The organism is bacterium (genome assembly GCA_016124905.1).
In the GTDB taxonomy this organism is placed as follows: domain Bacteria; phylum Pseudomonadota; class Alphaproteobacteria; order Rickettsiales; family RI-342; genus RI-342.
Map to the genome: position 1 here is coordinate 97,954 of WGMV01000006.1, position 26,222 is coordinate 124,175.

The following is a 26,222-nucleotide window of genomic DNA, read 5'->3' on the forward strand; positions in this document are numbered from 1 at the left end:
GTTCCTAAAGCCCATGAATGGCAGCCATGCATATAAATCACGATGGTTTTTACTGGTTTGCAACATTAGGATGCTGTAATAGCCACAACTTTACAGGCAAATTCGCCTGTGTAACTTTTCAACGCGTGCCGCGCATTTTACGGGTGAAATAGCTGAAATGCTTGATTTTACAGGTGAAATACCATCCGGCGCGCCGAATGAAACATTCGATGCTTCCTTTGATGTGGCATCCGCTATCCACCACCTGAAAAAAGAAATGAACGCCGTCATCCTGGCCCATTATTACCAGGAGGGCGATATTCAGGACATGGCGGATTTCATCGGCGATTCGCTGGATCTCTCGCGCAAGGCCGCGGCTACGGATGCCGAGGTCATTGTCTTCTGCGGTGTGCGCTTCATGGCCGAGGTCGCCAAGATCGTCAGCCCTCAAAAAACCGTCCTTCTGCCCGATTTAAATGCCGGCTGCTCCCTTGAGCACGGCTGCCCGCCGGATGCCTTCCGCGCCTTCCGCGAGGCCCACCCGGACCATATCGCGCTCACCTACATCAACTGCTCGGCCGAAGTAAAAGCCCTGTCGGACATCATCGTGACCTCCACCAACGCCGAGGCCATCATCCGCCAGATTCCCGAAAACCAGCCCATTATCTTCGCCCCGGACCGTCATCTTGGCCGATATCTTTCCCAGAAAACCGGCCGCGACATGCTGCTGTGGGACGGCGCCTGCATCGTGCACGAGCAATTCTCCGAAAAAGAACTGGTGAAGCTCATCACGCTCCACCCGAACGCCCACGTCATCGCCCACCCGGAATGCCCGGAAGCGCTGCTGAAACACGCCCACCACATCGGCTCCACCTCCTCGCTGCTGCGCTTCACCGCCGAGCGGGCAGGGCAGGCATTCATCGTCCTTACCGAGCCGGGCATCATCCACCAGATGCAGAAAGCCTCCGCCGGCAGCATCTTCCACCCCGTGCCCGGCGCGGACGGCAACTGCAATTGCAACAACTGCCCCTACATGAAGCTCAACACCATGCAGAAACTCTACCTCTGCATGAAGAACCGCGGCCCCGAAATCATTGTGCCCGAGCCCGTGCGCGTCAAAGCCGCCGCCTCCCTCCAGCGCATGCTGGACATGTCATCGGGCATTGCCCTGGGCGGCGTTTCCGCTGAAGCGGCCAAAGTCGCATAAGTAACCACGTCATTCCGGCGAAGGCCGGAATCCAGTTCCTTCATAAATTCCTCAATCTATCCAACACACCCTGCAGCATGAAGGATGCCGCCATCTTATCCACCACCTCTTTCCGCCGCGCGCGCGAAAGGTCCGCATCCAGCATCGTCCGTTCCACCGCCACGGTGGAAAGCCGCTCATCCCAAAACAAAAACGGCAATTTCAACACCGCTTCGGATTCCCGCACAAACGCCCGCGTCGCCTGGCATCGCGGGCCCTCGCTGCCATCCATGTTCAGCGGCCAGCCCACCGCAATGCCGCTCACATCCTGCTCCTTGATGATGGCCTGAAGCTCCGCCAGCGCCACGCTCAGCTTGCCACGCTCGATGGTTTTCAGCGGGCTGCCGATCTGCCAAGCGCGGTCGCTTAAGGCCACGCCGATGGTCTTGGTGCCCACATCCAGCGCAATCAAACGGCTGTTTGGGCGTATGGCCTTGGCAAATTCGGCGAGTTCTAACGGCATCAGGCACCTTGCGTATCGGGAATCGGCGGTTTATGACATGTTTTCCGTATTATTACGAATAAAGGTCCCCGCATGGATTTGGCAACCGTAGAAAAAATCGCGAAGCTCGCGCGTATCCGCTTCAAGGATGACGAAAAACAATCGCTGGTGAAAGAACTCGGCGGCATCATGCAATGGATCGAGCAGCTCTCGCAGGTCAATACCGATGGCGTGGAGCCGCTGGCCAGCGTGGTGGATACGTCGCTGCCGCTGCGTAAAGACGTGGTGAACGACGGCGAAAACCCCGAGCCAGTACTCGCCAACGCCCCCGCGAAGGAACATAACTGCTTCGCCGTGCCCAAAGTGATCGAATAGGAAACAGCCAGATGAGCCTCACCAACCTCACCATTGCCGACGCCCGCACAAAACTGGCGAATAAAGAGATCACCTCGGTCGAACTCACGAGTGCGCACCTGGATGCCATCGCCGAGCATAAGGACCTCAACGCCTTCGTCACCGACACCGCCGACCTTGCCATCCAGCAGGCCAAGGCCGCCGATGCCCGCATCGCCAAGGGCGACAAAGCCCTGATGCTCGGCATCCCCGTCGGCATCAAGGATCTCTTCTGCACCAAGGGCGTGCTTACCACTGCCTGCTCACACATTCTCGACGGCTTCAAGCCGACCTACGAATCCACCGTCACCGCCAAACTGTTCGACAGCGGCGCCGTGATGCTCGGCAAGACCAACATGGACGAATTCGGCATGGGCAGCGCCAGCAGCACCAGCTACTACGGCCCAGTGAAAAGTCCGTGGAAATCCAAAGATGATAACAAGGATTACGTCCCGGGCGGTTCCTCCGGCGGTTCCGCCGCCGCCGTGGCCGCGCGCCTCTGCATGGGTGCAACTGCCTCCGACACCGGCGGCTCCATCCGCCAGCCCGCCGCTTTCACCGGTACGGTCGGCATCAAGCCGACCTATGGCCGCTGCTCCCGCTGGGGCATGGTGGCATTTGCCAGCTCGCTCGACCAGGCAGGCGTCATCACCCGCAGCGTGCGCGATGCCGCCATCATGCTGGAGGCCATGTGCGGCCACGATGCGAAAGATTCCACCTCCGCCACCCAGCCCGTGCCGGATATGCAGGCCCAGCTCACCGGCAGCATCAAAGGCAAGAAAATCGGCATTCCCAAGGAATACCGCGTGGATGGCATGCCCGAGGATATCGAAAAACTCTGGCAGCAGGGCATCGCCTGGCTGAAGGATGCCGGGGCGGAGATCGTCGATATCTCCTTGCCGCACACCCATTACGCGCTTCCGACCTATTACATCATCGCCCCGGCCGAGGCCTCCTCCAACCTCGCGCGTTATGATGGCGTCCGCTACGGCCTGCGTGTGATGGATCAGGGCGACGGCCTCAACGACATGTACGAGAAAACCCGCGGCGCAGGCTTCGGTTACGAGGTGAAACGCCGTCTGATGATCGGTACCTATGTGCTTTCCGCCGGTTATTACGACGCCTACTACACCAAGGCGCAGAAGGTGCGCGCGCTGATCGCCCGCGACTTCCACGAAGCCTATGCCAAGGTGGACGCTATCCTGGCTCCCACGGCGCCATCCCCGGCGTTCGCCCTCGGTGAGAAAATGAACGATCCTATCGCCATGTACCTCAACGACGTCTTCACCGTGCCCGCAAGCCTCGCAGGCCTGCCGGGCATTTCCATCCCCGCCGGTCTGTCGCCCAGCGGCCTGCCGCTCGGCCTTCAATTGATTGGCCGCGCGTTTGACGAAGCCGGCATCCTCAACATCGCCAGCATCATGGAACAGGCCGCGGACTTCAACGCGCTCCCCGCCATCATGGCAGGCAACAAGGCAAAAGGAATGGCAGCATGAACACCGCCACCACCAGTACAGGCATGATCGTCAAAGGCAACACGGGTGACTGGGAAGTCATCATCGGCCTGGAAGTCCATGCGCAGATCGCTTCCAACTCCAAGCTCTTTTCCGGCGCGGCGGCGGATTTCGGCGCCGACCCCAACCAGCATGTGTCGCTGGTGGATGCCGCCATGCCCGGCATGCTCCCCGTTATCAACGAATTCTGCATCGAGCAGGCGGTGAAAACCGGCCTCGGCCTCAACTCGGTCATCAACCTGCAATCCGTGTTCGACCGCAAGAATTATTTCTACGCCGATCTTCCGCAAGGCTACCAGATCTCCCAGTACAAGCAGCCGATCGTAGGCGAGGGGCTTATTGACATCGACATGGAAGACGGCACCACCAAGCAGGTACGCATTACCCGTCTGCACATGGAGCAGGATGCCGGCAAAAGCCTGCACGAGCACAGCCCCCGCTATACCTATATCGACCTGAACCGCAGCGGCGTCGCCCTGATGGAGATCGTCACCGAGCCGGATATGCGCAGCCCGCAGGAAGCCGCCGCCTTCATGAAAAAGCTCCGCGCCATCCTGCGCTACCTCGGCACCTGCGAAGCCGACATGGAAAAAGGCAACATGCGCTGCGATGCCAACGTCTCCGTCCGCAAACCGGGCGCGGAATTCGGCACGCGCTGCGAGATCAAGAACCTCAATTCCATGCGCTTCCTGCAGCGCGCCATCGAGTTCGAAGCTCAGCGCCAGGTGGAGATACTGGAATCCGGCGGCACCATCATTCAGGAAACCCGCCTGTTCGATTCCGGCAAGGGCGAGACCCGCTCCATGCGCAGCAAGGAAGATGCGCATGATTACCGCTACTTCCCCGACCCCGACCTTCTGCCGCTTATCCTGAAGCAGGATTACGTCGATGCGATCCGCGTCAGCCTGCCCGAACTGCCCGACCAGAAAAAGAAACGCTACATGAGCGAATACGGCCTCACCGCCTACGACGCCAGCGTGCTGGTGGCCGAAAAAGCCACGGCCGATTATTTCGAGCAACTGGTGAAACAGGCCAGCGATGCCAAACTCGCCGCTAACTGGATGACTGCCGAGCTTTTCGCGCGCCTCAACAAGGCAGGCGTGGAAATCGACCAAAGCCCGATCGCGCCGGAAAAGCTGGCCGGCCTCATCAAGCTGATTTCCGACAACACCATCTCCGGCAAAATCGCCAAGGATGTGTTCGACATCATGTGGGAAACCGGGCAGGACGCCGCCGCCATCGTGGAAGAGCGCGGCCTGAAGCAGGTAACCGACACCGGCGCCATTGCCGCCGTCATCGACCAGGTTATTGCCGAGAATGCCGACAAGGTCGCCGAATACCGCAGCGGCAAGGATAAGCTCTTCGGCTTTTTCGTCGGCCAGGTGATGAAGCTCTCCGGCGGCAAGGCCAACCCGGGTGCGGTGAACGACCTGCTGAAGCAGAAGCTCGGCCAGTAAAACCGGCCAGTAAAACCGGCCAGTAAAACCGGCCAGTAAAACCGGCCAGTAAAACCGGGTAGATAAAATATTCGTGGCAGCCCCTCGTCAACGCGGGCGTTGCCACCTATATGAAGCCAAATGAGGCATCCTTAATAAACTCAACCGCTTGGCACTTCGCATATCAACATGTTGCGATGCAAAACGGCAATAATGCATAGATATGGCGAAAACCCCCTTCCACAAAACAATGCCATGCGCTAATCATTGGTTAAGAATTATTGCCCTATAGCTTGGCTATAACTTTTGGAGATTCCCCCATGATGAGCATGGAACGCCGCATTGACGATATCACCGATAACCTCGTGCCGATGGTGGTTGAGCAGACCGCCCGCGGCGAGCGCGCGTTCGACATCTACTCCCGCCTGCTGAAGGAGCGTATCATCTTCCTTACCGGCGGTGTGGAAGACGGCATGGCTTCCCTCATCGTGGCGCAGCTTCTGTTCCTGGAAGCGGAAAACCCCGATAAAGAGATTTACATGTACATCAACAGCCCGGGCGGTGTGGTTACCTCCGGCCTGTCGATTTACGACACAATGCAATACATCAAGCCGAAAGTGGCAACCCTGGTGGTGGGGCAGGCGGCCAGCATGGGCTCGCTGCTGCTGACGGCCGGTGAGCCGGGCATGCGCTTTTCGCTGCCGAACTCCCGCGTGATGATTCACCAGCCTTCCGGCGGCGCCCGCGGGCAGGCGACCGACATTGAAATTCACGCCCGCGAGATACTCAATCTCCGCAAGCGCCTGAACGATATGTACGTCAAGCATACCGGCCAGAAACTGGCGACCATTGAGCGTGCCATGGAGCGTGATAACTTCATGTCCGCAGAAGAGGCCAAAAAATTCGGCCTGATCGACGAAATCGTGCACAAGCGCGGTGAAATCAAGGAAGTGAAGAAATCCAAATAATCCGCGCAGGTTTATTTACGATTTCTTGTTAAAATAGGAATGAAAGCTACAAAAGGCGATAGCGCATGACCCGCACCGGAAAAGACTCCAAAAGCACCCTTTACTGCTCTTTTTGCGGTAAAAGCCAGCATGAGGTGAAAAAGCTCATCGCAGGGCCAACGGTGTTCATCTGCGACGAATGCGTGGAGCTCTGCGTCGATATCATCAAGGAAGAAAGCAAAAGCACCCTCAACCCCGATGGCGGCATCCCGAAGCCCAACACCATCTTCAAGGTGCTGGACGACTACGTCATCGGCCAGGAATCCGCCAAGCGCACGCTCTCGGTTGCTGTTCACAACCACTACAAGCGCGTGGCGCACATGGAGACCAACAAGGACGTTGAGCTGGCCAAATCCAACATCCTGCTCATCGGCCCGACCGGCTGCGGTAAAACGCTGCTGGCCCAGACGCTGGCCCGCATCATCGATGTACCCTTCACCATGGCCGATGCCACCACGCTGACCGAAGCCGGCTATGTGGGCGAGGATGTGGAAAACATCATCCTGCGCCTTCTCCAGGCGGCGGATTACAACGTGGAGAAAGCCCAGCGCGGCATCGTCTATATCGACGAGATCGACAAAATCTCCCGCAAATCCGAGAATCCCTCCATCACCCGCGACGTATCGGGCGAGGGCGTTCAACAGGCCTTGCTGAAAATCATGGAAGGCACCGTTGCCTCCGTGCCCCCGCAGGGCGGTCGCAAACATCCCCAGCAGGAATTCCTGCAGGTGGACACTTCCAACATCCTTTTCGTATGCGGCGGCGCCTTTGCCGGCCTTGAAAAAGTTATCTCCGCCCGCGGCCGCGGTACCTCCATCGGGTTCGGTGCCGACGTGCGTGGCGAGGAAACCCGCCGCACGGGCGATATCCTGAAGGATGTCGAGCCGGACGATCTGGTGAAATTCGGTCTGATCCCCGAATTCGTAGGCCGTCTGCCGGTGATCGCCACCCTGACGGACCTCAACGAGGATGCGCTGAAACAAATCCTGACCGAGCCGAAAAACGCGCTGACCAAGCAGTTCCAGGCCCTGTTTTCCATGGAAAACGTCAAGCTCACCTTCACCGAGAAGGCGCTGGACGCCATCGCCAAGGAAGCCATCAAGCGCAAAACCGGTGCCCGCGGCCTCCGCGCCATCGTGGAAGGCTCCTTGATGGACCTGATGTACGAAGTCCCCGGCGACACCGACATCAGCGAGGTCATCATCGACGAGGGCGCCATCACCGGCAAATCCCCCGCGAGCCTGGTCCGCAATGGCAAAAAAGAAGCCTTTGTGCCCAACCGCAAAACGGCATAGTTTTTACTGATCTTTAGGATTGGCGCCAAAGGCGCGGAAATCCTGCTGTTGACGTGATAGTCATAAAGAAACGACGGATTTCTGCGTTTTGCCGCGTCAGTTGGCCTGGAGGCAACTGTTATACATAGGTTTTTCTGTTATTTTGGGGCGGTGCATTGCAACATGCCCGCCACAGGCCTATATTGGTAGTGAATAACAAAGGCGGCTTTTATGAGCGATTTCGACGATAATCAATACGCCGTGCTCCCCCTGCGCGATATTGTGGTGTTCCCCAGCATGATTGTGCCCCTGTTCGTTGGGCGCGACCGTTCGGTCAAGGCGCTGGAACATGTGGTGGCGGGCACGAAAAAAGTCTTCCTGGTGACCCAGAAGGATGCCAGCAAGGATAATCCCACCCAGAAGGACCTTTACCAGGTCGGCACCATTGCCAGCATCCTGCAGATGCTGAAACTGCCCGACGGCACCGTGAAGGTGCTGGTGGAAGGCGCGCGCCGTGCCAAGCTTAAAGAGCTGGTGACGGATGATGAATTCTACCGCGCCAGCGTGACCGAAATCGAAGAGGACCACGGCAAGGATGCCGATGTGCGCGCTCTGATGCGCACCGTGGTCGCTAAGTTTGAGGAATATGTCAAACTCAACCGCAAAATCCCGACCGAGATCCTCGGCTCCCTCGCGCAGATTGAGGAAGGCGCACGCCTGGCGGATACTGTCACCTCCCACATGATGCTAAAAATCGCCGAGAAGCAGCAGATACTCGAGATCACCAGCGTGGCCGAGCGCCTTGAGCGTGTCTACGGCCTGATGGAAGGCGAGATTGGCGTGCTGGCCACCGAAAAGCGCATCCGCAGCCGCGTGAAGCGCCAGATGGAAAAAACCCAGCGCGAGTATTATCTGAACGAGCAAATGAAGGCTATCCAGAAGGAATTGGGCGACATCAACGAAGGCCAGGACGAACTGGCCGAGCTGGAAAAACGCATCAAGCGCACCCGCCTGTCCAAGGAAGCGAAAGAAAAAGCCTTCGCCGAACTAAAAAAGCTCAAAAACATGAGCCCCATGTCCGCCGAGGCCACCGTGCTGCGCAATTACCTGGACTGGATCGTCAACATCCCCTGGAAGAAAAACACCCAGGTGAAGCTCGACGTCAATCAGGCTGAGGAAATCCTTGATGAGGATCACTTCGGGCTGGAGAAGGTAAAAGAGCGTATTCTGGAATACCTCGCCGTGCAGCAGCGTACCAAAAGCCTCAAGGGGCCGATCCTTTGCCTCGTCGGCCCTCCCGGCGTGGGTAAAACCTCGCTGGCGCGTTCTATCGCCCGTTCCACCGGCCGCAACTATGTGCGCGTCTCCCTGGGTGGGGTGCGCGATGAAGCCGAGATCCGCGGCCACCGCCGCACCTATATCGGCTCCATGCCCGGCAAAATCATCCAGTCGATGAAAAAGGCCAAATCCTCCAACCCGCTTTTCCTTCTCGACGAGATCGACAAGATGGGCAACGACTTCCGTGGCGACCCCGCTGCTGCATTGCTGGAGGTGCTGGACCCCGAACAGAACGCCACCTTCAACGATCACTATCTGGAAGTGGATTATGATCTCTCCCAGGTGATGTTCATCGCCACCGCCAACAGCATGAACATGCCGCGCCCGCTGCTGGACCGTATGGTGATCATCCGCCTTTCCGGTTACACGGAAGAGGAGAAAATCGGCATCGCGCGTCAGCATCTCATTGATAAGCAGCTCAAGCATCACGGCATCCAGGCCGGTGAATGGCAGATAGACGATGCCGCGCTGCGCGATCTGATTCGCTATTACACCCGCGAGTCCGGTGTGCGTAACCTTGAGCGCGAGCTGGCCAATCTGGCCCGCAAAGCGGTGAAGGACATTGTCTCCGGCAAGAAAAAGAAGATCAAGATCACGGCAAAAAATCTGGGTGAATATGCCGGCGTTCGCAAGTTCGATTTCGGCCGTGCCGAAGAGGAGAACCAGATCGGCGTCACCACCGGCCTTGCCTATACCGAAGTCGGCGGCGACCTGCTGTCGATCGAAGCCGTCACCATTCCCGGCAAGGGCAAAATGACGGTGACCGGCAAGCTCGGTGATGTGATGAAGGAATCCATCCAGACCGCATCGAGCTTCGTGCGCTCCCGCTGCTTGGATTTCGGCATCATCCCGCCGGACTATCAGAACAAGGACATCCACGTGCACGTGCCCGAAGGCGCCACGCCTAAGGATGGCCCCTCTGCCGGTATCGCCATGGTGACCACCATCGTCTCCGTGCTCACGGGCATCCCGGTGAAAAAGACCATTGCCATGACGGGCGAGGTGACGCTGCGCGGCAACGTGCTGCCCATCGGCGGGTTGAAGGAGAAACTTCTTGCCGCCTTGCGCGGTGGCATTGAAACGGTGGTGATTCCCAAAGAGAACGAGAAGGATCTTGAGGAGCTGCCGGATGTGGTGAAAAAGGGCCTGAAGATCATCCCCGTTTCCAACGTGGATGAGGTGCTGGTGCATGCGCTGGAACGCCAGCCCGAGCGCCGCCAATGGACCGACCCTGAAGTGCTCGCCGCCGCAGCCGCCGTCGATGGCACGGACGATGATTCGCTCATCAAGCACTAAGAGAAATCGAGTGACTCTCCAGAGAACCCACCGGCTTTTGCCGGTGGGTTTTTTGCATCATGTTACAGCGCATTCTCTCATCATGCATATTCATCACGGTGTAAGCGGAAACATATGCGCGTTATGCACAAAGCGCGTGATATGAAATGCATTTTTTCCTGTGTGATAAATTTGTCTCTGGTCCGAGATAAAAAACGGCGAAAGGCACGGAAATGAAGGGGTGCAGAGGTTCATGCTGCGCTTAGAATCACTCAAAAGCGCAGAAAACAGCGTTTTTTTGCACATTTTTGCGGTTTTATGACAATTCGCCGCTTGATTTAGCGAAAAACGCTAGCTAGTCTCCGCCTTGTCAATGGTTTCACCCAAGAGAAAGGTTACTACCGTGAACAAGAACGAACTCGTAGCTAAAGTTGCTCAACTGACCGGCTTCACCAAAACCGATGCTGCCAAAGCAGTGGATGCGGTTCAGCAAGCAATCGTTTCCGCCCTGTCCCATGGCGATGAAGTACGCATCGTTGGCTTCGGCACCTACTCCGTGTCCCAGCGCGCTGCTACCGAAGGTCGCAACCCGCGCACCGGCGCCGTGATCAAGATCCCGGCTTCCAAGCAGCCGAAATTCAAAGCTGGTAAAGCTCTGAAAGACGCCATCAACGCTCCGGCTGGCAAGCGCCGCGCTGCTTAATTGCAGACAGCCATTGCTGAAGATGCAAGGCCCGCGCAAGCGGGCCTTGTTTTTTTCGGCCTTTCGCCAAATCGTCATTCCAGCGAGTGTTTGCCATAGGGCAGGAATGCAAGCCGCAATCCCTGCGAATCCGCAGGAACCCCTCACCCCAGCCCTCTCCCACAAGGGGAGAGGGAGCTGTTATCCATTCTCTACCCAAACAGAAGCACTGAGCGCTACCCCCTCTCCCCTTGCGGGAGAGGGCTGGGGTGAGGGGGCTTCTTACAAAAAACACTTTCTTCTCGGCGAAAATCTGTTATTGAAAGCACCTCTTTTGGGAGGGCGTCTAGCTCAGCTGGTTAGAGCATCTCGTTTACACCGAGAGGGTCGGGGGTTCGAATCCCTCGTCGCCCACCAAATAACAAAGGCCGCCTCGTGCGGCCTTTGTTATTTGGTGAGTGACGAGTCGAGTCTAACCACCGCTGGGGTTCGACTCGAGTTTGCAGGCGAAGCCTGACAAACCGAGGACGTCGCAGCGCAGCGAGACGCCCCTTGAGGGTGAGCGTCGTCAAAACGACGCGAATCAATCCCTCGTGCTGACTAAGGGCATACCAATGACAAAAGTAGTAGTCATATGAAAAAGCTGTATCACGTAACTCGAAAACTTCCTTATAGCCCTCATCCTGAATTAATAGTTGGAAGCCAAATAACAGTTGGTAAAAGCCAAAATCCATTTTTTGGGTTTTATAATGGTGAGCGAGTTTATGAGGTGGACACACCTAGTGGAAAAATTCCCTGTAAAGCGATACGTTTTTTAAATGCTGTAAAAAATGGTGAGGTTCAGTGTCCAAATTTGCCTCAAATAGCGTGCGAAGTAGCAAGTCATTACCTTATGCTTGCTCGCGAATTAATTATGGAAGAGGTGCGAAAAGATACTGCTCCAGATGCACCATCCCGCCAGTCATGCATGTGGATGGCACGCACTGTGGATGATGCCAGAGTATGGCAAGCAAAATTAAATGGTCCATCAAAAATTATTGAATTTAAAGTTGATGGAAAAATTCATGAAGCAGATGCTGGACATTTGTTAGGGGATAGCGAACCCCTCTCGGTAACATATGATAGAGCCAGAAAATACTGGCTTAGCGAGGTAAGCAGCAAACCGGAGCCTGAATTATTATTCTCTGGAGTTGCAGAAGTAATCAGGATTATTACTTAATCCTCCTCATCACCTCCCCACACTCGCCGCCATCCCATCCAGCCACTCCTTCATCGGGTGCCCTTCCGGCAGCTCCTTCCGCAATTGCTTGAACACCTGCATGGCCTTCATCGGTTCGCCATGCTGCATCACATAAAGCGCTTCGAAAAAGCGCCCCTGCGGTTGTTTGGGGTCCTGCAGCAAGGCCATGTCGAAGGCTTTCTTCGCATCCTCCGTCACTTTGCCACCCGCTTCCAGCACCAGCGATTCGCCATAAAGGGAAATGATTTCCGGGTCGCCGTTACTCAACACCACGGCCTGCCGAAACAGCGGCGTGGCCCGCGCATGCTGCTCTTGCCCCTGATAAAGCGCGCCAAGTTCCAGCATGGCCTGCACATTGCCCGGCTCGTCATTCACCAGCTTCAGCAGGCGCTCTTCTTCGTCCGCCTGCGCGGCCTGTTGCCGCTCGCGTTCAATCACTCCATGGTTGCCCAGCATCGCGTAGCTTCCACCCGCCATCAGGGCAAAAACCAGGCAAAGCCCCGCGCATGATGTTGTGGAAAGCCGTGCCCGGCGCAGCAGCGCCCACAGCAGCGCCGTGGCCGCAAGCAACACCAGGGTCACCATGCCGTAGGTCATCATGAATGCTGCGCCTTTCGGCTTCGTGCGATGATGAGGATTCCAATGGCCATCACCAGCAGCGGCGCCAGCCACAGCAATGCCGTATGCGGCGAGAAGGGCGGCTTCATCAGCACCGCGTCACCATAGCGGCCATGCAGCTGCGCGAGAATATCCTCATCGCTTTTTCCCTGGGCGATCTCACCGCGAATCATCTCGCGCATGTCATGCGCAATCGCCGCGCCGGAATCCGCGATGGACTGACTCTGGCACGTGACACAGCGCACCTGAAGAAACAGGTTCTGCGCGCGTTGCTCATCGGCGGACTGGTCGGCGAATGCGGGTGAAAGGCATAACCACAAGGCTGCCATCAGCAGCGCGGAGAAACGGCCCATGTTATTTTTTGAAATAAGGGGCCACATGCTGCCTGACCCATTTCTCATCCAGCGGCCCGGCCAGATGGAACACGATCACGCCATTGGCGTCCACTACAAATGTTTCCGGCACGCCGGTGATGCCGAGGTCGGTCGCGGCCTTGCCTTCATTATCCATGCCGAGCATGCTGTAGGGATTGCCGTCCTTGGAAAACCATTTTTCCACTTCTTCCGGCTTGTCCTGCCAGGCGAGCCCCACCACCGGAATACCCGATGCCGCCATTTGCTTGATGATGCCGTGTTCCTCGCGGCAGGGGGTGCACCAGCTGGCAAACATGTTCACCACATAAGGCTTGCCCTTGAGTGCGGCCTGGTCCACCGGCTTGCCGAAATCCACCGCCATGGCGGTGATTGCCGGCATGGTTTTGCCTTCCATGGTGGAGGCAGCGAAGAGCTTGCCCTTGGGTGTGTAGGTGGCCACCACCAGCAGCACGGCGAACGCTACAAACAGCATGGCGGGCATCATGCGCCAGTTGATGGAAAAGGACAGGGCGGATGTTTTGCTCATCATGCGGCTCCCTGGGTTACATTATCGGTGGATGGGCGCAGTATAGGGCTGCGCACCTCGCGCGGCAATTTAAAATGCACCGATTCCACAATGCCCTCAAATCCTTCCACCACAGCCGCCGGGCACCATTCCTTCAACCGGTCGATCACCTGCTGCACCAGCAGCTCCGGCGCGCTGGCCCCGGCAGTGATGCCCACCTGCGTCACACCGGCAAGCCATTCCTGCTGAACCTCCTGTGCCCCTTGCACCAGGAATGCCCTCACGCCCATTTCCGCGCCCAGATCGCGCAGCCGGTTGGAGTTGGAGCTGTTCGGCGCGCCGATCACCAGCAGCAACTGCACATGCGGCGCCATCATGCGCACGGCGTTCTGGCGGTTCTGCGTGGCGTAGCAGATATCCTTCTCACCCGGCCCCTTGATGCTGGGAAAACGACGCGTCAGCACGGCGATCACATCGCGCGTTTCATCCAGACTAAGGGTCGTCTGCGTGACATAGGCCAGCATATCGGGGTTGTTCACCTCCAGCTTCTCGGCTTCCTCGGGCGTGCCGATCACATGCACGGTCTGCTTCACGCGGCCGCTCGTGCCTTCCACCTCCGGGTGGCCCTGATGGCCGATCAGGACGATCTCGCGTCCATCCTTCTCATAATGCTTGGCTTCGTAATGCACCTTCGTCACCAGTGGGCAGGTGGCGTCGATGACCGGCAGCTCGCGCAGCTTGGCGCTGCTCTCCACCTTCTCCGACACTCCATGCGCGGAAAACACGGTGATGCCCCCGGCCGGGATCTCATCCACCTCGCGCACGAACACCGCGCCCTTGCGCCGCAGGTCTTCCACCACATAGGCATTGTGGACGATCTCGTGGCGCACATATACCGGCGGTCCATAAATCTCCAGCGCCTTTTCCACAATCGAGATGGCACGCTCCACCCCCGCGCAGAAGCCGCGCGGCTGGGCGAGTAAAATACGTTGGATATTATGCGGCTGCGTCATCGGCATTGCTTGCTGGCTGTGGTCGTTTATGTGGCTCACCTAGGTAAGCCTCCGTCTGCATGTCCATCAGGCGTGACACGGTGCGGTGAAATTCAAACTGGCCGCTATGGCCGCTATAGATTCCTTCCGGCGCGGTCTCGGCGGTTGCCACCAGTTTTACCCGCTGGTCATAGAGCGCGTCAATCAGCATGATGAAGCGTCGCGCCTCATTGCGCTGCTCCGGCTTCAGCGCGGGGATGTTGGAAAGCAGCAGCGTGTCGAACTGCCCGGCAAGCTGCAGGTAATCATGGCTGGCCAGGGGCTGGGCGCATAAATCGTCAAAATCGCACCATGCCACGCTATGGTGGCAGCGGGGCAGAGTGACCTGACGGCCGTTCACTTCCAGCACGGCGGGCTCCGGTTTTGCCTGATTGGTGAGGCTTGCAAAAGCCTGCTCCATGAACTGATCCGCCGCAGTGCCCAGTGGGTGCACATAGGTGCGCTGCATGGCCTTGAGCTTACCCAGCCGGTAATCCAGCGGGCTGTCAAGATGCACCACGTCGATTTTTTCCACCAGCGCGTCGATGAATTTCAAAAACCGGTCGCGCTGAAGCCCGTTGGGATAAAGCGCATGCGGCGCGCGGTTGGAGGTGAACACCATCACCACGCCGCGCTTCAGCAGCAGCGTGAACAGCCGCGCCAGCATCATCGCATCGGTGATGTCATGCACCTCCAGCTCATCCAGGCACAGCAGGGAGGTCGAATCGCGTATCTGCCGCGCCAGGGGCAGAATGGGGTCGGCATCTTCCTCGCCGCCATGTTTGGTGCGCCATTCATGGATGGTCCGGTGCACTTCCCGCATGAACTGGTGAAAATGCTGGCGGCGTTTTTTCTCCACCGGCGCGGTTTCAAAAAACAAATCCATCAGCATGGATTTGCCGCGTCCCACATCGCCATGGATGTAAACACCGCGCGGCGCGGGTGCAGGCGCCACCGGCAGCAGCTTCAGGATGCTTTCCTTGATGCGCGAGGGCGGTGCATACCCATCTAGTTCGTCTTGCAGCTGCGACAGACGGTTCACCACGGCATATTGCCCCGCATCCGGCTGAATCCTGCCGGTGTCGAGCCATTGGTTATAGGCGTCATGAAGCTTGCGGTAAGCCATTTTTACTGCCAAAGGGAGGGTGTTTTGTCAGGGAACGTGTGGCAATAACATGAAACAGGCCGATACACCAACATCATTGAAGGATTTAGTCGCCCACTGGCACTGGCTGGGGCATAAGGTGGCGATTGTGCCGACCATGGGGGCGCTGCACAGCGGCCATATGGGGCTGGTGGAGGCCGCAAAGAAGCAGGCCACCAAGGTGGTGGTCAGCATCTTCGTCAACCCTACGCAATTCGGCCCGAATGAGGATTTCTCATCCTATCCCCGCACGCTGGAATCCGACACTCAGCTCTGCCGTAAACACGGCGTGGATGCCATCTACACCCCGGCGGTGGAAGCCATGTATCCGGAAGGCGCCTCTACCCGCGTGCAGGTGGAAGGCCTGAAAACCCACTGGTGCGGCGCGTTTCGCCCCGGCCATTTCGACGGGGTGGCCACCATCGTCGCCAAGCTGCTGCTTCAGACTGGTCCTGATATGGCCTTCTTCGGCGAGAAGGATTTTCAGCAGCTCGCCATCATCCGCCGCATGGTGCGTGATCTGGATATTCCCGTCTCCATCCAGGGCGTGCCGACCCTGCGCGAAGCGGACGGCCTCGCGCTCTCTTCGCGCAATCGCTACCTGAGCAAGGAGGAGCGCGCCGCCGCGCCCGCGCTGTATAAAGAGCTGCAAGCCCTGCGCGATGCCATCCATAAGGGTGGCAAGATTGCCGATAAACAGGAGCAGGCCTCCAAAAAACTCATCAAGGCCGGCTTCGCCAAGGTGGATTACATTGGCCTGGCCGATGCCGAAAGCCTGGAACCATTGACGGCGTGGAAGCCCGGCCAACCCGCCCGCCTTCTGGCCGCCGCATGGATGGGCAAGGCGCGGCTGATTGATAATATTGCGGTCTAATAACCCGCGCCCATTTCGTTGAAGACCTGCTGAATGCGGGTGTTTTCCTGCGCGACAAACTCAATCAGCGGAATGTCGAGATAGGCGTACGGATTTTCAAAATCAAGCCCGTGTTCCTGCATGTAATGCGCCACATGTCCGAGCATGGAAAACACATCGCTGAGGAAAGCCTGCTTCACTTCGGCTGACGGGCTGAAGGCCTGAAAGGAAATATCGTCAGGCAAATGCGCCGCCCGTTCGGCATCCCGCTGCAAAACCCAGCCGCGCAGCAAATGGTAATTGTCGTAAACGGTAGGGTCCAGGGGGATCTGCTTGGGAGGGCCGCCTTTGGCATTTGGGATAAGCAGCGGGCAGCCATGCGGTTCCAGCTTGCTGTGCATGTCCATGCGTATGTCTGAATAAAGCTGGTCGAGCGCGATGATATTGCCGTTTCGGTCAAGCTCTTTGGCTTCATTCAGCTCTGCTTGGGACAGAACATTGCCCAGCACGGCAATTTCAAGCACGGCATCGCGCATTTTATTGCGTGCCCAACCCTCATAAATCTGCTCGATGAGATCATCATACACAGGCATGAACTGGTCGATGAATGCATCGCGCGTTATGCGGTCGGCGGCCATGTCTTGCCAGAACTGCTCATGCTCCACAAACGGGCCGCCATGTCTGGCCACTTCGCCGCTGAAACGGTCCGGTTCGAAGAAAATCTGGATAAAAATGGCATGGACTTCGGAATAGAGGCGGGATTGATAAGGGTAAATGCCCATCAGCCCCGTCAGCACATGGCCGATTTCATGGGCGGGAAGCTGCGCAATGGCGGTTTGAATGTGGTGGAATTCAAGGTGATTTAAAATCGCATCCTTCATGTTAGGATGCAGGTTTTTGTGCAGGAGTTTCTGCAACTCATCCGCGATCATGCCGTAATTTTCAGCAGCTTGCATAGGCCATCACCGTTTGATGGCATTATAGGTCAGAAAGTTAATTTTTTAATGAATGCAATCCGTGGCGCTACTCCGCCAGGCTGCGGCGTTTTCTGGAATAGGTCTTCTCCAGCCGCACAGCTGTATATTCCACACCTTTCACACAGCCGTATTTCTGAATTTCAATGCCCGCCCGCGCCAGATGCGCCATGCCGGTGAGGCTTTCCAGCAAACTATGGGCCAGATGCTCGATCAGGTAATAAGGCTTGGCCGCTGCCACTTGGCGAAAGCGCAAGGTCACCTCGTCATAATCCACCGTGTCCTGAAGCCTGTCGCTCAGGCAGGCGGCGTCATTCTCCACATACAGGTCCAGATGCGCCACCATCTCTCGCGCATCCTTGCGTTCATGGTCATACACACCCAGCACCGTCTCAAGCTTCATGTTGTGCAGATGGATCACCAGCATAGATGTTCTCCCCCGTCCAGCGTGAGTATCTGCCCGGTCAGGTGCTCCGTCTCCGCCAGCCAGAGCACGCTTTTGGCGATTTCCTCTGGTGTGGTGAGGTGCTTCAGCGGGTTTTTCTCCGCCCGGGCACGGATATAGGCTTCGTCAAACCCGGGCGAGGGCAGGGTCGGCCCTGGGCTCACCCCATGCACGCGGATGCCCGGCCCAAGGTTGGCCGCCAGCATTTTTGTGGCTTCCAGAAGGCTTTTCTTGCTGAGAAGATAGGAGAAAAACCGCGTCTGATGCTCTGCCACGTAATTATCGATAAAATGCACGATCGCGCCCTTTTTCACCCGTTTGGCGAATGCCTGCGCCAGAAACAGCGGCCCTTCCATATTTACCCGCATCTGATGGCGGAAATCCTCGATGCCCATCTCTGGAAATGCCTTCGGCTCAAACATGGCCGCCGCCTGCACCAGCACGGTCAGATGGGGCAGGTCTTTGGCTATGCGCGCCATTAGCCCGTCCATATCCTCCACGGCCGCCATATCCTGCTGATACAGGTGGCATTGTACGCCGAGGCTGCGAATATCCGCCGCCGTCTGCTCCGCCTCATCGCGAGAATGGTGGTAATGCAGCGCCACATCATAGCCATGCGCGGCAAATTCCAGCGCCACGGCCTTCCCCAGTCGTTTGGCCGCACCGGTCACCAATACGGCTTTCTGCTTGCTTACAGCCATGCCTTTACCTGCTTGATGATGTCGTTGAACATGCCCTGCGTCAGGCGGTTCGTCTGAATATTGTATCGCGAGGAATGGTAGCTGTCGATCAGCCGTACCGTGCGGCCCTTATAGGAAACATCCCACCATTTGCCATGGCCGAACGGGTGCTGGCTCTGCCGGATGCTGAGCGTCTTGCACACCGCCGCGTGCGAGGTCAGCCCGAGCGACAGGATCACCTTCAGTTTCGGCATGGCCGCGATTTCCGCTTCCAGAAACGGCCGGCAGGTCATGGCTTCTTCCGGTGTGGGCTTGTTTTCCGGCGGTACGCAGCGCACCGCGTTGGTGATGCGGCAATTCACCAGGGTAAACTCGTCATCCGGCCTTTCCTGGTACGTGCCCTTGCCAAACCCATGCAGCGCAAGCGCCTCATACAGCACCTTGCCCGCGTAATCCCCGGTAAACGGCCGCCCGGTCTGGTTGGCGCCTTTCAGGCCCGGCGCCAGCCCCACCACCAGAAATTCCGCCTCCAGGCTGCCGAAGGAAGGCACCGGATTATTGAAAAACCCAGGATATTTGGCCCGGTTGGCCTCCCGAAACGCCACCAGACGCGGGCAAAGGGGGCAATCCAGCGGGGCCTGCCCAAATGATGGTTTAGTCGGAATCATAAAGAAAAACCTTGCGTTTCGCTGGCTGCATCATTAAGAAAACAGGCTGTTTTGCAATATCCTTTTTCATCTTTTTTGAGGTTTTTCCATGGCCCGCGTCACGGTTGAAGATTGCGTAGAGAAAGTTCACAGCCGCTATGAGCTGGTAGCCCTTGCTGCCCGCCGCGCCAAGGACATCTCCGCCGGTGCCCAGCTCACCATCGCGCGTGACAACGACAAGGACGCCGTGGTAGCCCTGCGTGAAATTGCCGACGGCACCGTATCGGTGGATAACCTGCGTGAGGCGCTGACCCAGTCCTTCCAGCACAAATTTGCCATGGAGCGCTTTGTGGCTGACGACGAGAACGACGCCAAGCGCAACGAGATCGAAGATGCCTTCGCCAACGAGCAGAAATCCGGCGCCGGCGCCAAAATCGCCGAGGAAGACATGGACGAGGCTGGTCTCTCCTTTGACGACGAGAACGTTGATCTCGACGACTAATCCAGGCGTTCGGCCGTGGATGCCCACTCATCATGGAGCCGCTTGAATTCCCCCATCTCGCAATACAGGGGAAACTGTGGTATAGTGGGTTTGTTGCAATGCAGCATTATGGCTGTTTATGGATGCTAAGCAGGAACTGATCGAGAAGGTGATCGCCTACAATCCGCAGGCCGATACCGCCTTGCTTGCCAAAGCCTACGACATTGCCAAGGACGCCCATAGCCACCAGATGCGCGCCAGCGGTGATCCCTATTTCATGCACCCGCTCGCGGTTGCGAATATCCTGACCGAGATGAAGCTCGACACCGCTTCGGTCATCACCGGCATCCTGCATGATACGGTGGAGGACACCAATCTCACCATCGACGACATCCGCAAAGAGTTTGGCGAGGAGATTGCCAGCCTGGTGGATGGCGTCACCAAACTCTCCAAGCTTGAGCATAAATCCGAAACCCTTCGCCAGGCAGAGAATTTCCGCAAGCTGGTGATGGCCATTTCCGAAGACATCCGCGTGCTGCTGGTCAAGCTGGCCGACCGGCTGCACAACATGCGCACGCTGCACTACATCAAAAGCCCCGATAAGCGTAAGCGCATCTCTTATGAAACGCTGGAGATCTATGCCACGCTGGCCGAGCGCATCGGCATGCGCCGTCTGAAGGATGAGTTGCAGGACATCGCCTTTGCCGAGCTTCATCCGGAGGCCCGCACCTCCATCATCAACCGCCTCGGCTTCCTCCGCAGCGAAGGCCAGCCCCTGGTGGAAGCCATCCTTGAAGAAATTGGCGAAGTTCTGAAAAAGAACGACATCAGAGGGAAATTCTACGGCCGCGAAAAACGGCCCTTCTCCATCTGGAAGAAGATGGAATCCAAGAATATCAGCTTCGAACAGCTCAGCGACATCATGGCCTTCCGCGTCATGGCCGATGACGTGGGCGAATGTTACAAGGCCCTCGGCGTGGTGCATGCGCATTACCACATGATTCCCGGCCGCTTTAAGGATTATATCTCCACCCCCAAGCCCAACGGCTATCAATCCATCCACACCACCGTGATGGGCCCTAAAAACCAGCGCGTGGAAATCCAGATCCGCACGCAGGACATGCAGGACCAGGCCGAATACGGGGTCGCCGCGCACTGGAGCTACAAACAGAACGCCGATTTCAGAATGAACGGCAAGCAATACCGCTGGGTGCGCGAGCTGCTGGAGATTCTGGAGGAAACCTCCGACCCCGAGGACGTGCTCGAGCATACGCGGCTTGAGATGTACCACGACCAGGTCTTCTGCTTCACCCCCAAGGGCGACCTGATCGCGCTGCCCAAACATGCCACCCCGGTGGATTTCGCCTTTGCCGTGCACTCGGCCGTCGGCAATACCTGCGTCGGCGCCAAGGTCAACGGCCGCATCGTGCCGCTGCGCTACCAGCTGCAGAATGGCGACCAGGTCGACATCATTCGCTCCAAAACCGCCACTCCGTCACCCGCGTGGGAGCGCTTTGTCGTCACCGGCAAGGCGCGGGCGGAAGTGCGCAAATTCGTCCGCGCCCAGCAGCGCACGGAATACATCAACCTCGGCCGCGCCATCCTCAGCAAATATTTCCGAACCGAAGGCTATGAGTATCAGGACAAGCTCGTCGAACCCGCGCTGAAAATACTGGCAAGGGATTCGGTGGACGATGTGCTGGCCGAAGTGGGCGAGGGAAATCTCAACCGCGGCCAGGTGCTGGAAGCCGTCTTTCCCGGCCATGCGCAGCGCAAAACCAAAGCACAGGAAGAGAACAAGCCTTCGCTCATTTCCCGCTTCCGCAAACAAGGGGATGAAAAGCCCAAAGGCGGCCATGCGGTTCCCATCCGTGGTCTCATCCCCGGCATGGCCATGCATTTCGCCAAATGCTGTCACCCCATCCCGGGCGATAAGATTGTCGGCATCGTCACCACCGGCAAGGGCGTCACCATCCACACCATTGACTGCGAAACGCTCGAGAATTACGCCGACCAGCCCGAGCGCTGGCTCGATGTCGCCTGGGAAGGCGATAATCAGGAGGCCGCGCTTCAGCATGTCAGCCGCATCCGCGCGCTGGTCTCGCATGAGACGGGGGCGCTGGCCACCATCTCCAACGTCATCGCGCAGGATCTGGGCAACATCAACAACCTGAAAATCGCCAACCGCTCCAGCGAATTTTTCGAGCTGCTCATCGACATCGAAGTGAAGGACGTCCGCCACCTCAACAACATCATCGCCTCGCTTCGCGCCAAGCCCGTTGTTCAATCCGTCGAAAGGTTCCAGGCATGAGTAAACTTCGCCTTGGCGTCAACATCGACCACGTCGCGACCATCCGCAACGCCCGCGGCCACCGCCATCCGGACCCGCTGAAAGCCGCGCTGCTGGCCGTCAAGGCCGGTGCAGACGGCATCACCGCTCATTTGCGGGAGGATCGCAGGCATATTTCCGACAGTGATGTCAAGGCATTGATCGATAATCTTAATGTTCCGCTGAACCTTGAAATGGCCGCCACGCCCGAGATGCTCGCCATCGCGCTTGCCACCAAACCCCACGCCGTCTGTCTGGTGCCGGAGAAGCGCCAGGAAGTCACAACCGAAGGCGGCTTGGACGTCGCCGGGCAACGCGCCCTGCTGGCCGATTACATCGACCCGCTGAAGGCCGCAGGCATCCGCGTTTCCCTGTTCGTGGACCCCGAAGCGCATCAGCTGGAAGTCGCCATGGCCCTCGGCGCCCCGGTGGTGGAGCTTCACACCGGCACCTATTGCGAAACCGCAGGCGACAAAGCCCGCCACATGGCCGAACTGAAACGCATCCAGCAGGCCGCCCGCATCGCCCAGGAGCTCGGCCTCGAATGCCATGCAGGCCATGGCCTGACCTACGACACTGTCGGCCCCATCGCCGCCATCCCCACCATCCTGGAGCTCAATATCGGCCATTTCCTGATCGGCGAGGCCATTTTCATGGGGCTGGAACAAGCCATCAATACCATGCGCCACCACATGGATGCCGCCCGCGGAAAGGCCGCTGCATGATCATTGGTCATGGTATAGACAGCGTGGATATCCGCCGCATCGAGCAAACGCTGGAGCGCTTCGGCGAGCGTTTCGTCAACCGCTGCTTCCACACCACCGAAATCGCCAAGGCCAAACGCCGCGAGCCAGCTGGCCCGCGCACGGTCGCTGCGACCTATGCCAAACGCTATGCTGCCAAAGAGGCCGCCGCCAAAGCACTGGGCACCGGCCTAGCCAAAGGCGTGTTCTGGAAGGACATCGAAGTACAGAACCTAACCGGCGGCCAGCCCATCCTCAAGCTCCACCGCGGCGCGCAAACGCGCCTGCAAGCCATGCTGCCCGCCGGAAGCACACCGCACCTGCACCTGAGCCTGACGGATGATTATCCCTACGCCAGCGCCAGTGTGATTATCTCTGCTGAAAAATAAGCTCCACTATTGCTTTTTTAGCGAGACACGAGCTTAGAAAGCCGTCATTCCGGACTTGATCCGGAATCCATCTCTCATCCTCTGTAATGTCAAGCTACTGAATCTGAATCGTCACCACTGGGGCTTCCTTACCCGTGCACCCATCCATCCGGTGCAATTCGCGCTTGCCATCAATAGAGGTCTCCAGCCAGCTGATGGTGCTGCCATTGGCCTCGATGAACTGAATATTTGCCGTGCTGGCAATCGGCATGGTAAGGGGAACACACTCCGCGCTGGGCTTGTTCAGTTTCACAATCAGCGTGGCGATGACAAAAAAGAACCCGCCGATGAGCACGATGCCCATCGAGATAACCGCCAGCTTGAGCCCCTTTGGAGTGGAATTTTGCATGGAAGAACCAGCTGCTTTAGAGTCCGGCGCCCCGGAAGGCGTGTTAGAAGGTGATGACGACATAACCGAAATCCTCGAATTGACCGTGGAGGAGGACGGCAGCGGCGAGCGCATCGACAAATGGCTGGCCGCGAAGATTCCCGTTATCTCCCGCTCCAAGGCGCAATGGTTACTGGAACATCATTACATTAGCGTGAACGGGGCACCTTGCACAGCCTCTTCCACCAAAATGAAGGTGGGCGACGCCGTCCGGGCCACCTTACCCCGCGCCCCCGTCACCGAAATACTGCCCGTAAACCTGCCTTTGAGCGTGGTCTACGAGGATGACCAGCTCCTTGTCATCAACAAGGCCGCCGGCATGGCCGTGCACCCCGCGCCGGGCCATTATGACGACACGCTCGTCAACGCGCTGCTCTACTATTGCGGCGATGAGCTTTCCGCCATCGGCGGCGAAGCCCGCCCCGGCATCGTCCACCGGCTGGACAAGGACACAAGCGGCCTCATCGTGGTGGCCAAAAACGACCAGGCCCACCGCAAGCTTGCCGCCCAGTTGGAGGATCGCAGCCTCACGCGCATCTATCACGCGCTCGTCTGGGGTGCGCCAAACCCCATGAGCGGCACCATCCGCGCCGCCGTCGCCCGCAGCCCGCAAAACCGCCAGAAAATGGCGATTGTCGAGGACGGCCGCGACGCCACCACCCATTACAAAACCCTGAAGCACCTCAACGAAAAACAGGTCAGCTTTATCGCCTGCAAGCTGGAAACCGGCCGCACGCACCAGATCCGCATCCACATGACCCACAAGGGCCACCCGCTGCTGGGCGACGAGGTCTATGGCCGCCAGAGCCAAAGCCGCACCTCCAGACTGCCACAGCAAACCCAAACCCTGCTGGAAAACTTCAAACGCCAGGCGCTGCATGCCGCGCACATGGCCTTCATCCATCCCAAAAGCGGCGAGAAAATGACCTTCCACGCCCCCTGGCCGGAGGACATGCGCACCATCGGCCTGTCGCTGGGTTTAAGTGAAGCGGATATCGAGCCCGATATCCACGGCCGTGGCTGAATGCGTCAACCGCCCGCAGGAGATGTAATCCACGCCCGTCTCGGCAATCTCACGAATCGTCTCCAGCCGCACCCCGCCGGATGCCTCCAGCTTGATGCGCCCCGCCACAAGCGTCACTGCCTCACGCAATTGCTCCGGCTGCATATTATCCAGCATGATGATGTCCGGCCCCGCGCCCATCGCTTCGCTCACCTGCTCAAGCGTGTCGCATTCCACTTCCACCTTCAGCTTGGGGTAGGCTGCGCGGGCGCGTTTCACCGCCTCCGCCACGCCGCTCACCAGCGCAATGTGGTTATCCTTGATCAGCACCATGTCATGCAGCCCCATGCGGTGGTTCTGCGCGCCGCCCGTCTGCGTGGCGTATTTATCCAAAAGCCGCATGCCCGGCATGGTTTTGCGCGTGTCCAGCAGCACCGCCTTGGTGCCGGCAATTGCCTCTGCATAACGGCGGGTGAGGGTGGCCACGCCCGTCATTCGCTGCACCGTGTTCAGCGCCGTGCGCTCACCCGTCAGCACGCCGCGGGCATTGCCGCTCACGCGCATAATGGGTTGCATCGGCTCTGCCACAGCACCTTCATGCACCAGTGCCTCGCAGCGCAGGCTGCCATCCACCAGGGCGAAAATACGCTCCGCCATCGGCAGCCCGCACACCACCATCCGCTCACGCGGCACCAGCAGCGCCTCGGCCTGCAGCTCAGGCGGAATCAGCGCCAGGCTGGTCACGTCGCCACTGCCGATATCCTCGGCCAGCGCCAGTTGCAGAAACCCTGTCAGTCGGTCGAGGTCGGGTTGCAAAAATTCTTCTCCCGCAAGCCATGCTTTCCATGTAATCCTAAAGCCGAGTTATAACGGCAGAGGCCGCATTTGCAGCAATTTTCAGCGGATGTGATTGTAGTGGGCGCAGGCGGTGCAGGCATGCGTGCGGCGCTCTCCTGCCGTGAACTGGGCCTCAAGACCATTTGTGTCAGCAAGGTTAAGGCCACGCAAAGCCACACGGTGGCCGCCCAGGGCGGCATCAATGCCCCCCTCGGCAACCGTGGCGCGGATGACTGGCGCTGGCTGATGTACGACACTGTGCGCGGTAGCGACTGGCTGGGCGATCAGGATTCCATCGAACTCCTCGCCCGCCACGCCCAGCAGGCCGTGCTGGAGCTGGAACACTGGGGCATGCCCTTCACGCGCGATGAAAATGGCAAAATCTACCAGCGCGCCTATGGCGGCCAATCCACCCATTTCGGCAAAGGCGAGCTGGCCTACCGCGCCTGCGCCGCCGCCGACCGCACCGGCCATGCCATGCTCCACAGCATGATGGGCCAGGCATTGAAGGCAGGCCTTACTCTGCTGGAGGAATGGTTCGTCACCGACCTGCTGATGGACGAGGAAGGCGGCTGCTGCGGTGTGCTGGCCTGGGACCTCAACAACGGCGAAATCTGGCAGCTGCTCGCCCCCGTGGTCATCATCGCCACCGGCGGCTTCGGGCAGACCTATTCGCACACCACCTCATCGAGCATCTGCACAGGCGACGGCAACGCCATGGTGCTGCGCGCGGGCCTGCCGCTGCAGGACATGGAATTCATCCAGTTCCACCCCACCGGCCTTTACGGCACCGGCTGCCTCATCACCGAAGGCGCGCGCGGGGAGGGCGGCTACCTGCTCAACGGCATGGGCGAACGCTTCATGGAACGCTACGCCCCCCAATACCGCGACCTTGCCTCGCGCGATGTCATCAGCC

At 58.4% G+C, this 26,222-nt stretch carries 27 protein-coding genes and 1 tRNA gene; 17 read left to right on the top strand and 11 right to left on the bottom strand.

Going from position 1 to position 26,222, the window contains the following annotated elements:
- Positions 1 to 157 precede the first annotated feature (157 nt).
- Positions 158 to 1,186 carry a quinolinate synthase NadA gene (gene nadA, locus GC177_01770; protein ID MBI1274682.1) on the top strand — a complete coding sequence of 343 codons (1,029 nt, stop codon included), beginning with the start codon at positions 158 to 160 and terminating at the stop codon, positions 1,184 to 1,186.
- A 40-nt stretch (positions 1,187 to 1,226) separates the two neighbouring features.
- Here the strand turns inward: nadA and ruvX are convergent, their stop codons facing one another.
- Positions 1,227 to 1,688: a Holliday junction resolvase RuvX gene (gene ruvX, locus GC177_01775; GenBank protein MBI1274683.1), complete on the bottom strand. Its 462-nt coding sequence runs from the start codon at positions 1,686 to 1,688 to the stop codon at positions 1,227 to 1,229.
- Positions 1,689 to 1,760: 72 nt separating this feature from the next.
- Here ruvX and gatC point away from each other — a divergent pair, with 72 nt between their 5' ends.
- From gatC to GC177_01820, 9 genes are all read left to right on the top strand, one after another.
- The gene (gene gatC / locus GC177_01780; GenBank protein MBI1274684.1) at positions 1,761 to 2,042 is read left to right on the top strand and encodes an Asp-tRNA(Asn)/Glu-tRNA(Gln) amidotransferase subunit GatC; all 282 of its coding nucleotides are present in this window, start codon (positions 1,761 to 1,763) and stop codon (positions 2,040 to 2,042) included.
- Positions 2,043 to 2,053: 11 nt separating this feature from the next.
- Entirely contained in the window at positions 2,054 to 3,556 is a 1,503-nt protein-coding gene (gatA, locus tag GC177_01785) for an Asp-tRNA(Asn)/Glu-tRNA(Gln) amidotransferase subunit GatA (GenBank protein ID MBI1274685.1), read from the top strand.
- Complete coding sequence (gene gatB, locus GC177_01790) at positions 3,553 to 5,031, top strand: Asp-tRNA(Asn)/Glu-tRNA(Gln) amidotransferase subunit GatB (protein ID MBI1274686.1); 1,479 nt, start codon at positions 3,553 to 3,555, stop codon at positions 5,029 to 5,031. Before gatA ends, gatB begins: the two co-directional genes overlap by 4 nt.
- A gap of 308 nt (positions 5,032 to 5,339) precedes the next feature.
- A complete protein-coding gene (gene clpP, locus GC177_01795; GenBank protein MBI1274687.1) occupies positions 5,340 to 5,978 on the top strand; it encodes an ATP-dependent Clp endopeptidase proteolytic subunit ClpP in 639 nt (212 codons plus the stop codon).
- Positions 5,979 to 6,043: 65 nt separating this feature from the next.
- Positions 6,044 to 7,312 (top strand): ATP-dependent Clp protease ATP-binding subunit ClpX, encoded by a 1,269-nt coding sequence (gene clpX, locus GC177_01800; protein MBI1274688.1) that lies wholly within the window; start codon positions 6,044 to 6,046, stop codon positions 7,310 to 7,312.
- Positions 7,313 to 7,522: 210 nt separating this feature from the next.
- Positions 7,523 to 9,925 carry an endopeptidase La gene (locus tag GC177_01805; GenBank protein ID MBI1274689.1) on the top strand — a complete coding sequence of 801 codons (2,403 nt, stop codon included), beginning with the start codon at positions 7,523 to 7,525 and terminating at the stop codon, positions 9,923 to 9,925.
- 382 nt (positions 9,926 to 10,307) lie between these two features.
- Positions 10,308 to 10,607 carry a DNA-binding protein HU gene (locus GC177_01810; GenBank protein ID MBI1274690.1) on the top strand — a complete coding sequence of 100 codons (300 nt, stop codon included), beginning with the start codon at positions 10,308 to 10,310 and terminating at the stop codon, positions 10,605 to 10,607.
- A 319-nt stretch (positions 10,608 to 10,926) separates the two neighbouring features.
- Positions 10,927 to 11,003: transfer RNA gene (locus tag GC177_01815), tRNA-Val, on the top strand.
- Between the two features lie 217 nt (positions 11,004 to 11,220).
- Positions 11,221 to 11,805 (top strand): DUF2441 domain-containing protein, encoded by a 585-nt coding sequence (locus GC177_01820; protein ID MBI1274691.1) that lies wholly within the window; start codon positions 11,221 to 11,223, stop codon positions 11,803 to 11,805.
- Positions 11,806 to 11,814: 9 nt separating this feature from the next.
- Here the strand turns inward: GC177_01820 and GC177_01825 are convergent, their stop codons facing one another.
- The 5 genes from GC177_01825 to zapE are packed head-to-tail and all read right to left on the bottom strand — an operon-like array spanning position 11,815 to position 15,480.
- Positions 11,815 to 12,426, bottom strand: coding sequence for a hypothetical protein (locus GC177_01825; GenBank protein ID MBI1274692.1), 612 nt, complete (start codon positions 12,424 to 12,426; stop codon positions 11,815 to 11,817).
- The gene (locus GC177_01830; GenBank protein ID MBI1274693.1) at positions 12,423 to 12,797 is read right to left on the bottom strand and encodes a cytochrome c-type biogenesis protein CcmH; all 375 of its coding nucleotides are present in this window, start codon (positions 12,795 to 12,797) and stop codon (positions 12,423 to 12,425) included. The genes GC177_01825 and GC177_01830 overlap by 4 nt, the downstream gene beginning before the upstream one ends.
- A 1-nt stretch (position 12,798) precedes the next feature.
- Positions 12,799 to 13,347, bottom strand: a complete 549-nt coding sequence (locus tag GC177_01835) for a DsbE family thiol:disulfide interchange protein (GenBank protein MBI1274694.1) — start codon at positions 13,345 to 13,347, stop codon at positions 12,799 to 12,801.
- Positions 13,344 to 14,336: a 4-hydroxy-3-methylbut-2-enyl diphosphate reductase gene (ispH, locus tag GC177_01840; GenBank protein ID MBI1274695.1), complete on the bottom strand. Its 993-nt coding sequence runs from the start codon at positions 14,334 to 14,336 to the stop codon at positions 13,344 to 13,346. The genes GC177_01835 and ispH overlap by 4 nt, the downstream gene beginning before the upstream one ends.
- Entirely contained in the window at positions 14,320 to 15,480 is a 1,161-nt protein-coding gene (zapE, locus tag GC177_01845) for a cell division protein ZapE (GenBank protein MBI1274696.1), read from the bottom strand. Before zapE ends, ispH begins: the two co-directional genes overlap by 17 nt.
- 49 nt (positions 15,481 to 15,529) lie before the next feature.
- Between zapE and GC177_01850 the strand changes: the two genes are divergently transcribed.
- A complete protein-coding gene (locus tag GC177_01850) occupies positions 15,530 to 16,372 on the top strand; it encodes a pantoate--beta-alanine ligase (protein MBI1274697.1) in 843 nt (280 codons plus the stop codon).
- Here GC177_01850 and GC177_01855 read toward each other — a convergent pair.
- The 4 genes from GC177_01855 to GC177_01870 form a co-directional block, all read right to left on the bottom strand.
- Positions 16,369 to 17,307 (bottom strand): hypothetical protein, encoded by a 939-nt coding sequence (locus GC177_01855; protein ID MBI1274698.1) that lies wholly within the window; start codon positions 17,305 to 17,307, stop codon positions 16,369 to 16,371. The genes GC177_01850 and GC177_01855 overlap by 4 nt on opposite strands.
- A 67-nt stretch (positions 17,308 to 17,374) precedes the next feature.
- A complete protein-coding gene (locus tag GC177_01860; GenBank protein MBI1274699.1) occupies positions 17,375 to 17,752 on the bottom strand; it encodes a FolB domain-containing protein in 378 nt (125 codons plus the stop codon).
- On the bottom strand, positions 17,743 to 18,471 hold the full coding sequence (locus tag GC177_01865) for an SDR family oxidoreductase (GenBank protein MBI1274700.1): 729 nt from the start codon (positions 18,469 to 18,471) through the stop codon (positions 17,743 to 17,745). The genes GC177_01860 and GC177_01865 overlap by 10 nt, the downstream gene beginning before the upstream one ends.
- Entirely contained in the window at positions 18,462 to 19,118 is a 657-nt protein-coding gene (locus tag GC177_01870) for a uracil-DNA glycosylase (protein MBI1274701.1), read from the bottom strand. The genes GC177_01865 and GC177_01870 overlap by 10 nt, the downstream gene beginning before the upstream one ends.
- A gap of 88 nt (positions 19,119 to 19,206) precedes the next feature.
- On the opposite strand from GC177_01870, the gene GC177_01875 reads away from it, so the two are divergent.
- The 5 genes from GC177_01875 to GC177_01895 all read left to right on the top strand — a co-directional run bounded on the left by GC177_01875 (position 19,207) and on the right by GC177_01895 (position 24,490).
- Positions 19,207 to 19,599, top strand: a complete 393-nt coding sequence (locus GC177_01875) for a DNA-directed RNA polymerase subunit omega (protein ID MBI1274702.1) — start codon at positions 19,207 to 19,209, stop codon at positions 19,597 to 19,599.
- Positions 19,600 to 19,717: 118 nt separating this feature from the next.
- Positions 19,718 to 21,889: a RelA/SpoT family protein gene (locus tag GC177_01880; GenBank protein MBI1274703.1), complete on the top strand. Its 2,172-nt coding sequence runs from the start codon at positions 19,718 to 19,720 to the stop codon at positions 21,887 to 21,889.
- On the top strand, positions 21,886 to 22,632 hold the full coding sequence (locus GC177_01885) for a pyridoxine 5'-phosphate synthase (protein ID MBI1274704.1): 747 nt from the start codon (positions 21,886 to 21,888) through the stop codon (positions 22,630 to 22,632). The genes GC177_01880 and GC177_01885 overlap by 4 nt, the downstream gene beginning before the upstream one ends.
- Complete coding sequence (locus tag GC177_01890) at positions 22,629 to 23,039, top strand: holo-ACP synthase (protein MBI1274705.1); 411 nt, start codon at positions 22,629 to 22,631, stop codon at positions 23,037 to 23,039. The genes GC177_01885 and GC177_01890 overlap by 4 nt, the downstream gene beginning before the upstream one ends.
- A gap of 248 nt (positions 23,040 to 23,287) precedes the next feature.
- On the top strand, positions 23,288 to 24,490 hold the full coding sequence (locus tag GC177_01895) for an RluA family pseudouridine synthase (protein MBI1274706.1): 1,203 nt from the start codon (positions 23,288 to 23,290) through the stop codon (positions 24,488 to 24,490).
- On the opposite strand, the gene nadC is transcribed toward GC177_01895, so the two are convergent.
- Positions 24,446 to 25,285 (bottom strand): carboxylating nicotinate-nucleotide diphosphorylase, encoded by an 840-nt coding sequence (gene nadC / locus GC177_01900; protein MBI1274707.1) that lies wholly within the window; start codon positions 25,283 to 25,285, stop codon positions 24,446 to 24,448. The genes GC177_01895 and nadC overlap by 45 nt on opposite strands.
- A 120-nt stretch (positions 25,286 to 25,405) precedes the next feature.
- On the opposite strand from nadC, the gene GC177_01905 reads away from it, so the two are divergent.
- The coding region (locus GC177_01905) for an FAD-binding protein (GenBank protein MBI1274708.1) at positions 25,406 to 26,222 on the top strand (817 nt) is incomplete at its 3' end.

Coding starts and splice junctions, on each gene's coding strand:
- nadA (MBI1274682.1), top strand. CDS start 158: ATGCTTGATTTTACAGGTGAAATACCATCCGGCGCGCCGAATGAAACA.
- ruvX (MBI1274683.1), bottom strand. CDS start 1,688: ATGCCGTTAGAACTCGCCGAATTTGCCAAGGCCATACGCCCAAACAGC.
- gatC (MBI1274684.1), top strand. CDS start 1,761: ATGGATTTGGCAACCGTAGAAAAAATCGCGAAGCTCGCGCGTATCCGC.
- gatA (MBI1274685.1), top strand. CDS start 2,054: ATGAGCCTCACCAACCTCACCATTGCCGACGCCCGCACAAAACTGGCG.
- gatB (MBI1274686.1), top strand. CDS start 3,553: ATGAACACCGCCACCACCAGTACAGGCATGATCGTCAAAGGCAACACG.
- clpP (MBI1274687.1), top strand. CDS start 5,340: ATGGAACGCCGCATTGACGATATCACCGATAACCTCGTGCCGATGGTG.
- clpX (MBI1274688.1), top strand. CDS start 6,044: ATGACCCGCACCGGAAAAGACTCCAAAAGCACCCTTTACTGCTCTTTT.
- GC177_01805 (MBI1274689.1), top strand. CDS start 7,523: ATGAGCGATTTCGACGATAATCAATACGCCGTGCTCCCCCTGCGCGAT.
- GC177_01820 (MBI1274691.1), top strand. CDS start 11,221: ATGAAAAAGCTGTATCACGTAACTCGAAAACTTCCTTATAGCCCTCAT.
- GC177_01825 (MBI1274692.1), bottom strand. CDS start 12,426: ATGATGACCTACGGCATGGTGACCCTGGTGTTGCTTGCGGCCACGGCG.
- GC177_01830 (MBI1274693.1), bottom strand. CDS start 12,797: ATGGGCCGTTTCTCCGCGCTGCTGATGGCAGCCTTGTGGTTATGCCTT.
- GC177_01835 (MBI1274694.1), bottom strand. CDS start 13,347: ATGATGAGCAAAACATCCGCCCTGTCCTTTTCCATCAACTGGCGCATG.
- ispH (MBI1274695.1), bottom strand. CDS start 14,336: ATGACGCAGCCGCATAATATCCAACGTATTTTACTCGCCCAGCCGCGC.
- zapE (MBI1274696.1), bottom strand. CDS start 15,480: ATGGCTTACCGCAAGCTTCATGACGCCTATAACCAATGGCTCGACACC.
- GC177_01850 (MBI1274697.1), top strand. CDS start 15,530: ATGAAACAGGCCGATACACCAACATCATTGAAGGATTTAGTCGCCCAC.
- GC177_01855 (MBI1274698.1), bottom strand. CDS start 17,307: ATGCAAGCTGCTGAAAATTACGGCATGATCGCGGATGAGTTGCAGAAA.
- GC177_01860 (MBI1274699.1), bottom strand. CDS start 17,752: ATGCTGGTGATCCATCTGCACAACATGAAGCTTGAGACGGTGCTGGGT.
- GC177_01865 (MBI1274700.1), bottom strand. CDS start 18,471: ATGGCTGTAAGCAAGCAGAAAGCCGTATTGGTGACCGGTGCGGCCAAA.
- GC177_01870 (MBI1274701.1), bottom strand. CDS start 19,118: ATGATTCCGACTAAACCATCATTTGGGCAGGCCCCGCTGGATTGCCCC.
- GC177_01875 (MBI1274702.1), top strand. CDS start 19,207: ATGGCCCGCGTCACGGTTGAAGATTGCGTAGAGAAAGTTCACAGCCGC.
- GC177_01880 (MBI1274703.1), top strand. CDS start 19,718: ATGGATGCTAAGCAGGAACTGATCGAGAAGGTGATCGCCTACAATCCG.
- GC177_01885 (MBI1274704.1), top strand. CDS start 21,886: ATGAGTAAACTTCGCCTTGGCGTCAACATCGACCACGTCGCGACCATC.
- GC177_01890 (MBI1274705.1), top strand. CDS start 22,629: ATGATCATTGGTCATGGTATAGACAGCGTGGATATCCGCCGCATCGAG.
- GC177_01895 (MBI1274706.1), top strand. CDS start 23,288: ATGGTAAGGGGAACACACTCCGCGCTGGGCTTGTTCAGTTTCACAATC.